This window comes from Williamsia sp. Y853 (assembly GCF_056786495.1).
In genome coordinates, this window is the sequence record NZ_JBXCJC010000001.1 from 75,910 (window position 1) to 89,176 (window position 13,267).

Here is a 13,267-nt window from a genome sequence, read left to right on the forward strand (position 1 = left end):
ACCGATGCGCTACATCTTCCACTATCCAGAACCCAGCGGCCCCGAAGCCGATCTCTTTGCCGCCGGACCGATGGCCGATGTCGCGGTAGCGGTAGAACAGGCCGGGTTCAGCGGATTCTCGGTGAGTGAACATCCGATCCCCGGAGCGAAGTGGCTCGCCACCGGCGGACATCAGACGGTGGATCCCTTTGTTGCACTTAGCTTTGTCGCCGCTGCCACCACGCGGATCAAGGTCCTCACCTATCTTGCTGTCGCGCCCTACCGGAATCCACTGTTGCTGGCCAAGTCTGCGTCGACACTGGACACGCTGTCCGGCGGACGACTGATCCTGGGCCTGGGCACCGGCTATCAGAAGAGCGAGTTCTTTGCACTCGGTGTCGACATCAACGAGCGCAACGAGTTGTTCGACGAGGCGCTGGACGTACTGCCACTGCACTGGAGTGGCGAGGCATTCAGCTACCAGGGCAAGCACTTCAACGCGCGTGATGTGCGGTCCCTGCCCCGTCCGGTCTCCGACCCGATCCCGATCTGGGTCGGCGGCAACTCCAAACTGAGCCGCCGCCGGGTCGCAGAGCGGGCACAGGGCTGGATGCCGATGTCCGGTGGAGCCGAACTCAGCACCACCGCCCGCACCCCGGCGCTGGGGTCCAGTTCGGAACTGGGCGATAAGATCTCGGAGATGCGAGAGGCTGCCGCGGCCGCCGGGCGCACCGAACCGATCGACGTTCTCTACTCCTACCAGGCCGATGGACTGACAACTCCCGCCGTCGACGCCGACCGTCACCGCGAGAATTTTGCCGAGCTCGAGAAGGCCGGTGTCACCTGGATCGTTGTCTCCCACCCTCCGGCCGGGTCCTACAGCGAGACAAGCGAGTTCCTCGACGCTTTCGGATCGACATACCTGCCATGACCTGGTTCGAAGAACGCGCCCGCCTCGAGGGAACCGTAGCCGTGATCACCGGCGGCGCCGGAGGTCTCGGGGAGAGTATCGCCGCCGACCTCGTCGCCAACGGTGTTCGGATCGCCGTCATCGACATCGACCCCACTGCCGTCGAGGCGTTGCGTGAGAGTCTCGCCAACGGTGGCCACGAGGCAATCGTGCACCACGGTGATGCTCGCGACCCCGAGACGCTGGCCGCTTTGTTCACAGCTGTGGATGAACGCTGGGGACAATTGGACACCCTGGTGAACATCGTGGGCGGCACCTTCCGGAGTCCCTTCACCGAAAGCAAACCGAAAGGCTGGGACGCACTCCTGCGCACCAACCTTCACCACGTGTTCCACGCCTGCTCGTTGGCGATCCCCCGGATGCAGGCAGGCGGTCGCGGCGGCAGCATCATCAACATCACCACCATCGAAGCGCATCGTGCGGCACCCGGGTTCGCGGTGTATTCGGCTGCCAAGGCCGCGGTGGAGCAGTTCGCTCGCACGCTGTCGGTGGAGGTTGCGCCGGACCGGATCCGGGTCAACAACATCGCCCCCGATTTTGTGCCGACACCCAGCCTGGACAGGCTCGGCGGTGGCGGGACACCCGCGATGGCCACCCCGATCGGCGCCCGGATCGCCATCCCGATGGGGCGGGTCGGCCATGTCACCGATGTCTCGAACTGCGTGGTGTTCCTGGCTTCCGGACTCTCGGAGTACATCACCGGAACCACCCTGCATCCCGACGGTGGCACCCTCGCCTCGTCGGGATGGTTCAACTGGCCCGACCACGGTTGGGCCAACTATGCGCCGGCTTCGGTCATGGACCAGACGAACTCGGACTGATCACACCGTGATCAGTCCGAGTTCGTCCAGCTTGCTTTCGTACGCTACTTGATGTCGGCCATGGACTTACCGACGTCGGCCAGCGTCATCGGTGTTCCGTAGTCGGTCGTGTACTTGTAGGCGGGGATGTCGCAGCGGTAGAGACCGTTGTCCGGCTTGAAATCTGCGGCCTCCCAGCCATCGGGTGTGGCCTGCTCGACGTTGAAGCAGGGCGACGGCGGAGCAGGCTGCGCCAGATTCTGCGGTGCGGTCAATCCGCCTCCGGTCCACGCTGTTTCAGCCTTCGCGGCGTTGTATACGCAGGTACGTGTCAAATCGTCGCCACAGCTGGCCGCGGACTTCGCGAACAGCAACCATGCCGACATTGCCCGGATGGCGGGCAACGTGATCTCCGCGTCCGGGGCGTACTTCTCGTACAGTGCCTTGAGCTGGGTGATGGCCGGCTCGTCACTGTCGAGTGGTGCCACGCCACCCATGTCGAGGTAGTTGTTCTGGAAGTCCAGAGAATCAGCTGCCAGCTCGATGAACTGCTGTCCATAGGCGTTGTTGTTCGTATCGATCCAGTCCAGCTTGTAATCGAGTGAGGTCAACACACTCTCGAGCTTGGCCAGCTGCTTGAAATCGCCGTAGAACTGGAGTCCCTTGACATTCTTGCTCTTGATCGACTGTGCGTACGGGGTCCAGTCCGAGACACCCATCGCGGGGTACAGGTCGTTGTAGACGTAGGTACCACCGGCAGCCTCGGTGGATTCGATGGCCTGCGCGCCAATATCTTTGGTCAACGGCGAGTCACCGTTGATGATTCCGATTGCATTGGCCGAATCCGGGTAGGAATCTTTGATCAGCCAGGTCCGGAACTGGAAGTAGGGGTCGTAGCCGACGGTCTGGCTGGGCGAAGCACTGACCTGCAACTCCGAACCGGTCACCGTTGGCTGTACGGTCTGGCCCGGGAAACTGGGCAGCCCGCAGGTCAGCCGTTCCTTGACCCCGAGCCCGTCCAGCGCACTGCCGCCACCGACGAGCGCGAAGTCCTCGCGGCAGGCGGCGATCATCTGCTGACGGGTTTCCATCAGCTTCGAGTCGCGGGTGTTCGCCACCAGAGTGCGACCGTTGATGCCACCGAGGTCGTTGCACCAGGACGTGAACACCTTTGCCGCGTCGACGAACTCAGGATTCTTGGTGAAGCCCACATCGGAGAACACCCCGACCTTGATTTCGCTGTCGGTGACACCCTGCGTCGGCGATCCGGTAGCCGAGCCGTCCTCGCAGACGTCGGTCAGGGAGCCGAAGTCGCTCGACACGGTTTCCGAAGACGCGGTTCCACCACCACCTCCGCCCTCGTCACCGTCGCCGCTTCCACGGTCGCTACTACATCCGGCAACAACAAGCAGTGCGGCGGCCGACACGGCCACGAGCATGCGATGCGGTTTCAACTGTTCCTCCTCGATCGTGACCCCCCGGTAGCGCGGAGCCTATCCCCGAGGAGCACCGGAGCGGAGCAGTTTGAAACTTTATCCTTATAAGGTTAACGAGGAATGGTAAAACAGCATCGCTGACCTGCCCCTTTTATAGGATGACCGGGCAGCTCGTAAAGGTCAGTACAGCCCGCCATCGACCCTGATCAACGACGACGTGGTGAAGCTCGACGCCGCGCTGGCCAGGTAGAGCGCAGTGGTCACGATCTCCGACGTTTCACCCGGACGCCCCGCTGCACTGCGCAAACCGGTACGCGCATCGTCCCCCCACCCTTTGGAGATATCTGTCAGGAACGGTCCGGCCGAGATCGTGTTGACCCGCACAGTTGGGCCGTATTCGCGACCGAACACGCCCGCCAACGTGTTGAGCGCCGCCTTCGCACCGGCGTAAGGACCGAAGTTCGGTGCCGGAAAGAGGGCGCCTGACGACGAGATGTTGATGATCGATCCGCCGTCGCCATCGGCCATCCGGCGGCCGACCAATGAACCAAGTCGGAACGGCCCCTTGAAGTTCACAGCAACAACCTTGTCGAAGAGCTCCTCGCTCGTCTCCTCCGAGGACGGAGCCACCGGCGACAAACCGGCGTTGTTGACCAAGATGTCGATCTTGCCGAAGTGCGCATACGCCGTCTCCACCAGTGCGTCGACGTCTTCCCACTTGCCCACGTGAGCACTCACCGGCAACGCCTCTCGGCCCAGCGCCTCCACGTCCCTTGCCACTTCCTCACATGCGGGCAACTTGCGACTGGCGATGACCACGTCGGCTCCGGCCCTGGCGAAGGCCAACACCATTTCGCGGCCCAGGCCGCGACTTCCACCTGTCACGAGGGCGACTTTGCCCTCCAACGAGAACAGATCAGCGAGTTCGACTCCGGGCGCAGGGGTTGCATTCATTCAACGAGAATAGCATTCTGATTACTTAGATCGTGATTCTCACACCAATATTTCATAAGGGAGCCAGCTGATGCAGGGACTGCAGGACAAGGTCGTCGTGGTAGCCGGGGCCGCCACCGGACTCGGGGCGGACTCGGCACAGCGGTTGGCCAGAGAAGGCGCGAAAGTTGTTGTCGGTGACCTCAACTCAGAAGGTGCCGACGAGACCGCCGCCGCGATCAACGCCGCTGGCGGCCAGGCGGTTGCCGCGCAGTTCGACATCGCCGACGACGATTCGGTGAAAGGGCTCATCGCGTTTGCGGTCGCCACCTTCGGCGGACTCGACGCCGTACACGTCAATGCCGGAGACATGGCCGCGGTCTCCAAGGACACCAACGTTGTGGACATCGACCTCGAGATCTGGGATCGCACCATCGCCGTCAACCTCCGTGGACACATGCTGGTCAGCCGGCACAGCATCCCTGAACTCCTCAAACGCGGCGGAGGATCGCTCGTCTACACGTCGTCGGTCGCATCGTTCGCCGGCGAACCCCAACGTCCCGCCTACGCCGCAACCAAGGCCGGCATCAATGCCCTTGCCCGCCACGTGGCTTCGGGCTGGGGCAAGGACGGTGTCCGGGCCAACGCGATCACACCCGGCCTCATCCTGACCGATGAGATCAAACAGGGCGCCGATCCGAAGATGCTGCAGGGCATGCTCCGCGGAACCCGCAGTCCCAGACTCGGTGAAGCCCGCGACATCTCGAGCATGATCGCCTACCTGATGTCCGAGGAGGGTTCCTGGATCAACGGCCAGGTCGTCAACATCGACGGCGGCACGTTCCTCCGCTGACCAACGCCCGTCGAGCGTGCCGTTCGGCACGCTCGAGGGGAGGGTTGGAAGCGCAGGGTCAGAGTTTGATGGTGACGCACTTGACCTGACTGTAGTGATGCAGTGCCTCAACGCCTTTCTCGCGGCCGTAGCCGCTGTTCTTCCAGCCGCCGAACGGTGTCTGAACGGATGCCGTCGACCAGGTGTTCACGAATACCTGACCAACCCGGAGACGATCGCTCACCGTCAGTGCGCGGGAGACATCTTTGGTCCACACCCCGGCAACCAGCCCGTAGTCGGAATCATTGGCCAGCGCAACGGCTTCGGTGTCGTCGTCAAAGGGGATCACCACGACGACGGGACCGAAGATCTCTTCGCGGGCGATCCGTGCCGAGTTGTCGACACCGGTGTAGATCGTCGGGTCGATGTAGAACCCGCCGGTCTCGCCGGCAACGGTGGACACCGTGCCTCCTGCGGCCGGGTGCGCCCCATCGGATTCGGCGACCTTGAAATACTCCTGCACCCGCGAGAACTGATCTCGGGTGATCAGTGGGCCGATATCGCGGCCCACTCGCACGTTCGCGGCGCGGTCGACCAGTCTCCGCACCACCTCGTCATGGACCGAGCGGTGGACAAGCAATCGGGTACCGGCCGAACAGACCTGACCCGCATTGGCGGTGAAGGCCTGTAGCGAACCGGCCACGGCTGCATCGAGATCCGCATCGGCGAAGATGATGTTGGCCGACTTCCCACCCAGTTCGAGGGTCAGCGGAATGATGCGTTCGGCCGCAATCTTGCCGATCGCCCGGCCGGTCGGAACCGACCCGGTGAAAGCGACTTTGGCCACCGACGGATGCTCCACCAGCGAGGCACCGGCATCGGGCCCGTTGCCGAGCACCACATTGAACACACCCGGCGCAAAACCCACCTCGGACGACAACTGCGCCAGCCGCACCGTGGTCGACGATGTGGACTCAGACGGCTTGACCACCACCGTGTTCCCGGCAGCCAGCGCAGGAGCACAGGCTCGCGACGCCTGGTTGAGCGGCACATTCCACGGCGTGATCACACCGACAACACCAAACGGTTCACGCCGCGTGTAGACATGCTGGTCCGGTGCGACGTCGAGCGTGTCACCGATCGGCATCCCGATCAGACCGCCGTAGAAGTCGAAGTAGGTTGCCGAACCCTCGACCTCACCCAGTGCGACCGACTCGGGTTTGCCGGTCTCACTGATCTCCAGCTGCGCGAGTTCCTTTGCGTTGTCGCGCATCGCACGTGCGAGGTCGGAGAACAACCGGGCGCGGGCCAGACCCGGCACCTGACGCCAGGCCTCGGCAGCCGATTGGGCCGCGGTGACCGCGAGGGAGATGTCTGCGGTGTTCCCGGCGGCGATCCGGCGAACCTCGTTGCCGCTCGCCGGATCTGTGACACCAAGGTATTCGCCTGCCGACGGCGCCACGTTGGCGCCGCCGATCCAGTGGTCGAGTTTTTGCACGTCTGTCAGGTCCTTCTAACTGGTCGGGGTGAAGACTGCACGACGTTTGTTGAGAAAATCGTGCGGATATCCGAGCCGCACCCGGGTGGCCGTCTCCAGCCGTTCGAGGTGCGTCTGTTCCAACCGTACCGCCAGCGCACCCAGATTATCTCTCAGCTGCGCAACGGTTCTCGCCCCGATCGACGGCATCAGTCCCTGGCTCATCACCCACGCCAGTGCCACACGTGCGGGCGTGGTGTCGAGTTCGGCAGCGATCTCTTTTGCCACCGACACGGCCCGCTGACCCGACGGCGACAACTTCGCCGGACCGTCGTCCGACGATTTGCCCGCCAACAACCCGCGCGCCAGCGGACTCCACGCACAGACCGCGATGTCCAGCTCACGCGCCATGGGCAGCAGCTCCCGGTCGGGTGTCCGCGCAACCAGCGAGTATTCGACCTGCATGGCGCAGAACGATGTCCATCCGCGCAGTTCACTGATCGTCGCCGAGCGGGCGACCACCCAGGCCGGGGTGTTGGTCACGCCGACGGAGAGGACCTTGCCCGACCGCACCAGGTCATCGAGCCCACGCAGGGTCTCCTCGACCGGGGTGCACTGGTCCCAGGCGTGCACCCACATCAGATCGATGTAGTCGGTGTCGAGGCGTCGCAGACTTGTCTCGACGCTGCGACGCAGGCTCTTTCGATGGCTGCCGCCCGAGTTCGGGTCGTCTTTGTCCGTCGGCAGCGTGTATTTCGTGCTGAGCACCACGTTGTCTCGTTCGGAGGCAACCAGACGTCCGAGGATCTCTTCGCTGGCCCCGTTGGTGTAGACGTTGGCGGTATCGACGAAGTTGCCGCCCGCCTCCCGGAAGACGTTGTAGATCTCGGCGCAGGCCTGCTCCTCGGAACCGAAACCCCAATCGGTTCCGAATGTCATTGCACCCAGACACAACTCACTGACCCTCAGGCCCGACTTACCCAGGATCCGCACGGGCATCGCAGTACCGGAACCCTCGACCCCGCTAGGCATCGTCGTCCACCACCCAGTTCACGAATCGATGCAACGGATACATGCCGTCATGGGGGCCACCCATACTGCCCTTCATGGCACTTCCGAGCTTCACCAGACGTTGCACGCCCGCGGTGGCCAGGTCATCACGGATCTCGGCCTTTCGGTGCGTCGGGAACACGCCAACCGTCTGCGTGGCCACTGTGGCCAACGCCGCAGCGTCCCGCATGTTGTCCACCGGGATGACGTTCACCGTCTTGTTGGTCGGATGGAAGTCCACCATCTCCGGTGACCGGACAACCAGTCCGCGGCCGTCGAATTCACCCCAGACCCGATATTCGGGCTCGAGGAAGCGCATCCCCTCGACTGCCTCCCGGATATCGGAGGCCGGTTTCGGTCCGACGGCCGACGCGAAATCGCGGTCCACACCGAGACGTTCGTGGAGCAGCTCGCAGAAGCGATCAACCTGCTCGATGTCCCCTTCGACGCAGATGTGCCTGGCAGCAAGGCAGGCATCCTGATTGAAGATCGTGACGTCCTTGGCGGCCAGCTCCGCAACCTCGAGCAGGGTGTCCTCGGATTCGAATGCCTCCCTGCCGATGACCGACATCGACACCTTGGGATCAAAGGAGATGAGCCCGAAACCGGGACCCACATATTTCGCCGCGTTCTCGATCGCGGCGCCGCCACCCCAGGCGACCAGCTTGTCGAAATACTGCGACCGGTAGAGAACGCTTTCCACCTTCTCGTCACCGCCCCTCCAGTACACCGCCGACATGGATTGGAGCACTGGATGATCGGGTGCGATATCGGCCATGGTGCGCAGTACCGCGACGGTGGTGAACGGATCGGCCGACGGCATCTTGAACACGTTGACGGCCTTGGTCAAAGCGGCGTCCGCGATCGACGTCATCGCCGCACTCGGCGAGTTGCCTGCCAACATGTGCACCAGCCTCGGCGGGAAAGCCCGGATGCGGCTGACGCTTCCGTTCGGATCGGTGTTCTCCACCCAGCCGTCGAGCACCTCGAGGCTTCCGAAGGTCTTCTTCAGCCGGTATTCCATCGCCTCCCTGGTGAGGAACTGTCCCGGCCTGGCAAAAGTGTTCTCGATGATGCGCCGGGGCAGAGCACTGACCTGCAGGGTCATCTCCAGCGATTCCTGCAGGTATTCGTTCTTCTCCAGCGACAGGTGGGAGGCCGTCTCGACCAGAAAGTCGATGATCTCCGACACCGGCATGTCAAAGGCCGGTCCCTGCTCGGTGCGCGGCACGAACAGTTCGTTGAACTCGATCTTGGGTGTGACAAACGGGACGCCGAAGTCCCTGGAGAGATACTCGTTGTCCTCACCCCAGATCAGCTTGCCCCGAACGAAGTGCGGCACCCGGATCTTGGATTTGGTCGGGCTCAATGTGGTGGTCACGTGATCGGTCCTCAGTCCTCGATGAATCCGCGCACGTAGGCATCCATGGTGCCTGCGCAGGTGATCTTGTCGTCGTCTTTGAGATCGGAGTAGCGGGCGATCTGGTCCAGGACCGTGGTGCCTGCGCGTCCACAGGGACAACCATCGAGTTCCGCGATGATCTTGTCCCCGGAAATTGTTCCGCCCCAACGTCCGTCGACCGTGGTGTCGAAGAACGCCGCGCGGCCCTCGACCTGCCCGTCCGAGACCGGCGCCATCGACTCACCGTTCTTGTCGAGCACGAACAAGACCACCTCGGCGGGCACGTGGTACCGCCCGGCCGGACACTTCGGCAAACGTTGGTTGAGTTCTTGCATGGAGTAGTAGTGCAGGAAGCGGCTCGGGTCGATGTTGAGCAGCCGGTAGATCTGCTCCCGGTAGTCATCGGGCAGCGACGTACCTTTGAGGCCGCCGCCGGTGGTCAACGCGTTCTCGCCGGTGATGTCACCGTCTTTGCCGCCGATCTCCTTCAGGATCTCGGTCAGCCGGAACAGATTCGGGAACTGCGCGCTGAAGAAGAAACGTTCGGAGCGACGGGCGAGGATCTGCTCGGCGAGGTAGTGCAACCGGTCTTCGTTCTTCTGCTGGCGCTGTGCGGCTTTCGCCTCGAATGCGGCGATCTCATCCGGCGCGGCGGTGCCGTCGGCCATGGCCCGGCGCATCGCCTGCAGCAGCGCCATGTACTTGTGGTGTCCGGCCGGGGCGGCGCTCGGTGGCATCGCGATACCGTCCGGCCTGCCGTAGGCCGCGGCCAGCATGTCTTTCAACGCAACGTGTGCGGTGAGGCTGGTCTCCGGACCCACCGGGATGAAGTTCCAGATCTGCTGCGGCCGAATACCGAGATCGGTCAGACAGTCGAGCATGTTGGTCGAGTTCGTGTCGAGGTCGATCTGGGTCTTGTTGAGGAAGGACCCCTTGCCGCTGGTGCCACTGGAACTCGACACCATGTGTCCCGCGGCTTCCAGGCGGCCGATCCAGCCATCGACGTCTTCGACCCCTTCGACGTCGACATCGGCCACCCGTCGGGTCGACAGCGAGTCGAGCCAGCGATTCATCTGTGACCACTTGCCCTTGGCGATAAGCGATTCCGGGTAGCTCTTGTACGTCGTGTGCGGGAACAGCAGCGGGATGAGGTCCTCTCGGGCCCGGATCTCCGTGATGCCTTCGGCGTCAGCACGCTGCCTCAAGACGGGAACCTGCTCGCGGCGCTCCTGGAAACGGGCATCGAGTTGCTCGACGACATCTCGCGGACTTGTGGTCACTGACATTGCTGCCTCCGTGGAATGTGGAAAGTGAGGGGTGCGGGAACCGATATGATTAACCATACCCGCCGGTAAAGTTTCCTGTCCAGGCCAGAGATGGCAGACTTTCCCAGGTGACGTCGACCAACCCCGGCACACCACCCGGCGGCCCAACCCGCAGCCGCGGCGGTCGTCCGACAAAAGCGCAGGCAGGTGCACTCGATCGCAAGATTCGCGAGTGCGCACTGGAGGAGTTCCTGCAGCACGGCTACGAGGGCACGTCGATGAACGCGATCGCCGCCGCGGCCGGAACCACCAAGCCCTCGCTCTACGCGCGGTTTCCCACCAAAGAGGATGTCTTCCGGTCGGTACTCGGGTGGGCACTGCAACAACGCGATTGGCCGGAGCCCGAGCCGCCGGAGCCCGATCCCGACGACCTCGAAGCGGCACTGACAGCCGTTGCCCGCGCAGCCATCCGCCGCGCGACGAATCCGTCGATGATCAAGCTGGAGCAGATAGCCATCGCGCACGCCTCGCGCTATCCCGAAATCGCCCGTCGTACATACGGAAACGGCTTCTGGCCGCGCAAGCAGTTTGTTGTCGACCTACTCGTTCGGCACTCCGCAACCGGTTCGATCGAGGCGGACGACCCGGGCGTGCTCGCCGAACTCTTCCTCGGCATGGTCGGCGGCCAGTCGCGACTGGCATCGTTCGGCATCGTCCGGGACACCGCCGAGCAGGACCGGCACATCCGCGCCGCGGTCGAACTGTTCCTGCGCAGTCTGCGACCTATGCCGCAGGGGTGACCGCCCGCAGACAGAACTCGTAGATGCGGTCGATGTCTGCCGATGTGGGTTCGACGCGTCGCCACAGGTAGTCGGCAAGCATGCCGAGTGTGGCATGGGCGGCGAGCAGCGCATCGAAATCGGGATCGGTACTGCCGAGTTCGGCAAACGGTTCGGTCAGCAACGACGCCATGGGGCCGTTGGCCGACACCGTGCCCTGCATACTGTCCCCGGCGAGGCCACCGGCGTTCCAGGAGACCGCGCGGGTGGAATCCGCGGTGTCACCGATCGCCTGCGCGAGCACACCTTCGACCCAGCGACGCACCTTGGCCTCCGGGCTCGACTCCTTGCTCATCTGATGATCGACATACCGGCGCAGACGCAGGGTGCCATCCTCGAGCAACGCCGCCACCAATGCATCCTTGGACGAGAAGTGGCGATAGAAGGCCTCATTCGACAGCCCGGCCGCCGCGACGATGTCGGCGACCCGCGGCCGGGAAGCGGTCCCCCGCTCCTCGATCACGGCCAGAGCGGCGTCAAGCAACCGGCGTACCTCGGCGGCGTAGTTCGCACCACGCTTCGCCAAGGTGCGCTCGGCGATCCTGCTCGCCAGATCGTCGCCCGCATCCTCGCTCATCTGCTTGTCCACACCACGAGATTAGTGCCCACCTGCAGTCGGGTACTCGGTGGTGACCTCGAGCAGTCGCATCGTCGGGGGCGGATCCGTCTGCTGCAGGTCCGACAATGTCAGCGCACCCGACCGCGCCGCGGCCATCATCGCCTTGAGAATGCTCGGCAGGTCGTCGCCTTCCAACTCATAGATCGCGACGTAAGGTCCGTCATCGATGACCGGCGCGAACCGGCGAACCGACACGATGCCGTCGATCGCGACCATCTCTGGCAGATGGATCTCGTTGTACCAGTGGTTGAACTCGGCCTCGACCGCCTGCGACGCCGGCCTGGATTCGACGTAGTAGATACCCTTTGCCATAAGATGTTGCCCTTCAATCGTTTTCGACTGGTTTGGTCAGCGCGAACCGGGCCCGCGCACAGCAGCACACAGTCCGCCGTCGACCAGCAGATCGGTACCACTGAGAAAGCTCGCTTCGTCCGACAATGCGAATGCGACCACCGATGCGAGCTCGGACGCCTGCCCGAGTCGACCCACCGGCGTCGTCCCGATCCACTCGGAGATCCGAGGATTGTCGGCCGCTTCCTGACGGCCCTGCGGGGTGTCGATGAGCCCCGGGGACACCGAGTTCACCCGACCGCCGAGTGGTCCCAAACGCACGGCCTCCTGTTGCGCAAATCGTTTCACCCCGAGTTTGGCCACGGCGTAGGCCGCGCCCGGATGCTCGATCGTCGGCCCGAAGCTCTCCCGGATCCGATCCAGGAACTCGCGCTCCAGCGGGTGGTCGAGTATTTCCGCGGTGGCGGTATCGATCTCGACCCCGCCGATGGCAGGGGCCATCGACGCAAAGTAGACCCACGCCGTCCCGGCCGTGGTCAGCGACCGAAATACCTCGGCAAGTCTTGCGGTCGCGACCAGATCGACCGTGAAGATCCGGCGCCAGTCCGCCATCGTCGGGGAAATGCCCGCGACGTGGGCCACCGCCCGCAGGGTTCCGAGTTCGGCAACGCGATCGGCAAGCCGTTGCACACCGTCGGCATCGGTGATGTCGAGGACATACGGTTCGACGACAGCACCATCCGCCGATGCCAATTCCTGCGCCGCGGCTGTAACCGTGGCCTCATCGAGATCGACGAGCACCAGCGCGTCGACCACTCCGGTCAGCAGGCGCGCACAGTCCAGGCCCATGCCCCGTCCGGCACCTGTCACCACACCAACAGTGCCCATCAACGCACCGCCCAGCACTGCTGTAGCGACGGCTCGGCCAGGCGGGTCACGAGTTCCATCCGAAAGCCGGTGTCACTGCGCAGGAATGCGAAGAACAGCGAACCGTCCTGGCCGCTGCGGGTCACCTCGGTGACGTAACCGTGTTCGGTGAGTTCGGCGACGTCGGCATCCACGTCATCGGACCAGTAGCCGGCGTGGTGGATGCCTGCGCCTTCGGCCGGTTCCCAGAAGGTGCCCGGGATGCTGCGCACCACCTCCAGCCTCGGGGTGGTGATCGAGTAGGCGCACCTGACATCCACCGTCACATCACCGGTGGGCAGCGCGACCTCGATGGGAGCCCCGATCTCCGGGCCCCACTCGTAGCCGAGAAGCGACGACAGCTGCGCCTGGGTCGCCTCCAGATCGTGCGTAACGATTCCTACGTGAAACAGGTCTTCAGCCTTCATGGGTGGTAACCGCCTTCCGTTTGGACACCCTATTCGGAAC

Annotated in this window: 14 protein-coding genes; 4 read left to right on the forward strand and 10 right to left on the reverse strand. The window is 63.7% G+C overall.

What is annotated here, in order from left to right; genetic code table 11:
- Window positions 1-4 precede the first annotated feature (4 nt).
- Together AC1TPF_RS00395 and AC1TPF_RS00400 are read left to right on the forward strand one after the other, a co-directional pair.
- Window positions 5-910 (forward strand): LLM class F420-dependent oxidoreductase, encoded by a 906-nt coding sequence (locus AC1TPF_RS00395; protein WP_482142177.1) that lies wholly within the window; start codon window positions 5-7, stop codon window positions 908-910.
- Entirely contained in the window at window positions 907-1,770 is an 864-nt protein-coding gene (locus tag AC1TPF_RS00400) for an SDR family NAD(P)-dependent oxidoreductase (protein WP_482142178.1), read from the forward strand. The genes AC1TPF_RS00395 and AC1TPF_RS00400 overlap by 4 nt, the downstream gene beginning before the upstream one ends.
- Before the next feature lie 44 nt (window positions 1,771-1,814).
- Here AC1TPF_RS00400 and AC1TPF_RS00405 read toward each other — a convergent pair whose 3' ends face one another.
- Window positions 1,815-3,188: an ABC transporter substrate-binding protein gene (locus tag AC1TPF_RS00405; protein ID WP_482143972.1), complete on the reverse strand. Its 1,374-nt coding sequence runs from the start codon at window positions 3,186-3,188 to the stop codon at window positions 1,815-1,817.
- Window positions 3,189-3,365: 177 nt separating this feature from the next.
- A complete protein-coding gene (locus tag AC1TPF_RS00410) occupies window positions 3,366-4,139 on the reverse strand; it encodes an SDR family NAD(P)-dependent oxidoreductase (protein WP_482142179.1) in 774 nt (257 codons plus the stop codon).
- Between the two features lie 70 nt (window positions 4,140-4,209).
- On the opposite strand from AC1TPF_RS00410, the gene AC1TPF_RS00415 reads away from it, so the two are divergent.
- The gene (locus AC1TPF_RS00415; RefSeq protein ID WP_482142180.1) at window positions 4,210-4,971 is read left to right on the forward strand and encodes an SDR family NAD(P)-dependent oxidoreductase; all 762 of its coding nucleotides are present in this window, start codon (window positions 4,210-4,212) and stop codon (window positions 4,969-4,971) included.
- Between the two features lie 58 nt (window positions 4,972-5,029).
- Here AC1TPF_RS00415 and AC1TPF_RS00420 read toward each other — a convergent pair whose 3' ends face one another.
- Genes AC1TPF_RS00420 through AC1TPF_RS00435 form a run of 4 tightly spaced genes read right to left on the reverse strand, consistent with a single transcriptional unit; the run spans window position 5,030 to window position 10,165 of the window.
- Complete coding sequence (locus AC1TPF_RS00420) at window positions 5,030-6,448, reverse strand: aldehyde dehydrogenase family protein (RefSeq protein WP_482142181.1); 1,419 nt, start codon at window positions 6,446-6,448, stop codon at window positions 5,030-5,032.
- A gap of 15 nt (window positions 6,449-6,463) precedes the next feature.
- Complete coding sequence (locus tag AC1TPF_RS00425; protein WP_482142182.1) at window positions 6,464-7,459, reverse strand: aldo/keto reductase; 996 nt, start codon at window positions 7,457-7,459, stop codon at window positions 6,464-6,466.
- On the reverse strand, window positions 7,452-8,858 hold the full coding sequence (locus AC1TPF_RS00430; protein ID WP_482137130.1) for an acyl-CoA reductase: 1,407 nt from the start codon (window positions 8,856-8,858) through the stop codon (window positions 7,452-7,454). The genes AC1TPF_RS00425 and AC1TPF_RS00430 overlap by 8 nt, the downstream gene beginning before the upstream one ends.
- A gap of 11 nt (window positions 8,859-8,869) precedes the next feature.
- Window positions 8,870-10,165: a hypothetical protein gene (locus AC1TPF_RS00435; protein ID WP_482142183.1), complete on the reverse strand. Its 1,296-nt coding sequence runs from the start codon at window positions 10,163-10,165 to the stop codon at window positions 8,870-8,872.
- A 107-nt stretch (window positions 10,166-10,272) separates the two neighbouring features.
- Here AC1TPF_RS00435 and AC1TPF_RS00440 point away from each other — a divergent pair, with 107 nt between their 5' ends.
- Window positions 10,273-10,944, forward strand: coding sequence for a TetR/AcrR family transcriptional regulator (locus AC1TPF_RS00440; protein ID WP_482137128.1), 672 nt, complete (start codon window positions 10,273-10,275; stop codon window positions 10,942-10,944).
- On the opposite strand, the gene AC1TPF_RS00445 is transcribed toward AC1TPF_RS00440, so the two are convergent.
- Genes AC1TPF_RS00445 through AC1TPF_RS00460 form a run of 4 tightly spaced genes read right to left on the reverse strand, consistent with a single transcriptional unit; the run spans window position 10,928 to window position 13,227 of the window.
- A complete protein-coding gene (locus AC1TPF_RS00445; RefSeq protein WP_482137127.1) occupies window positions 10,928-11,572 on the reverse strand; it encodes a TetR/AcrR family transcriptional regulator in 645 nt (214 codons plus the stop codon). The genes AC1TPF_RS00440 and AC1TPF_RS00445 overlap by 17 nt on opposite strands.
- 9 nt (window positions 11,573-11,581) lie before the next feature.
- Entirely contained in the window at window positions 11,582-11,914 is a 333-nt protein-coding gene (locus AC1TPF_RS00450) for a hypothetical protein (protein WP_482137126.1), read from the reverse strand.
- A 36-nt stretch (window positions 11,915-11,950) separates the two neighbouring features.
- On the reverse strand, window positions 11,951-12,781 hold the full coding sequence (locus AC1TPF_RS00455) for an SDR family oxidoreductase (protein ID WP_482142184.1): 831 nt from the start codon (window positions 12,779-12,781) through the stop codon (window positions 11,951-11,953).
- Window positions 12,781-13,227: a VOC family protein gene (locus AC1TPF_RS00460; RefSeq protein ID WP_482142185.1), complete on the reverse strand. Its 447-nt coding sequence runs from the start codon at window positions 13,225-13,227 to the stop codon at window positions 12,781-12,783. The genes AC1TPF_RS00455 and AC1TPF_RS00460 overlap by 1 nt, the downstream gene beginning before the upstream one ends.
- Between the last annotated feature and the right edge of the window lie 40 nt (window positions 13,228-13,267).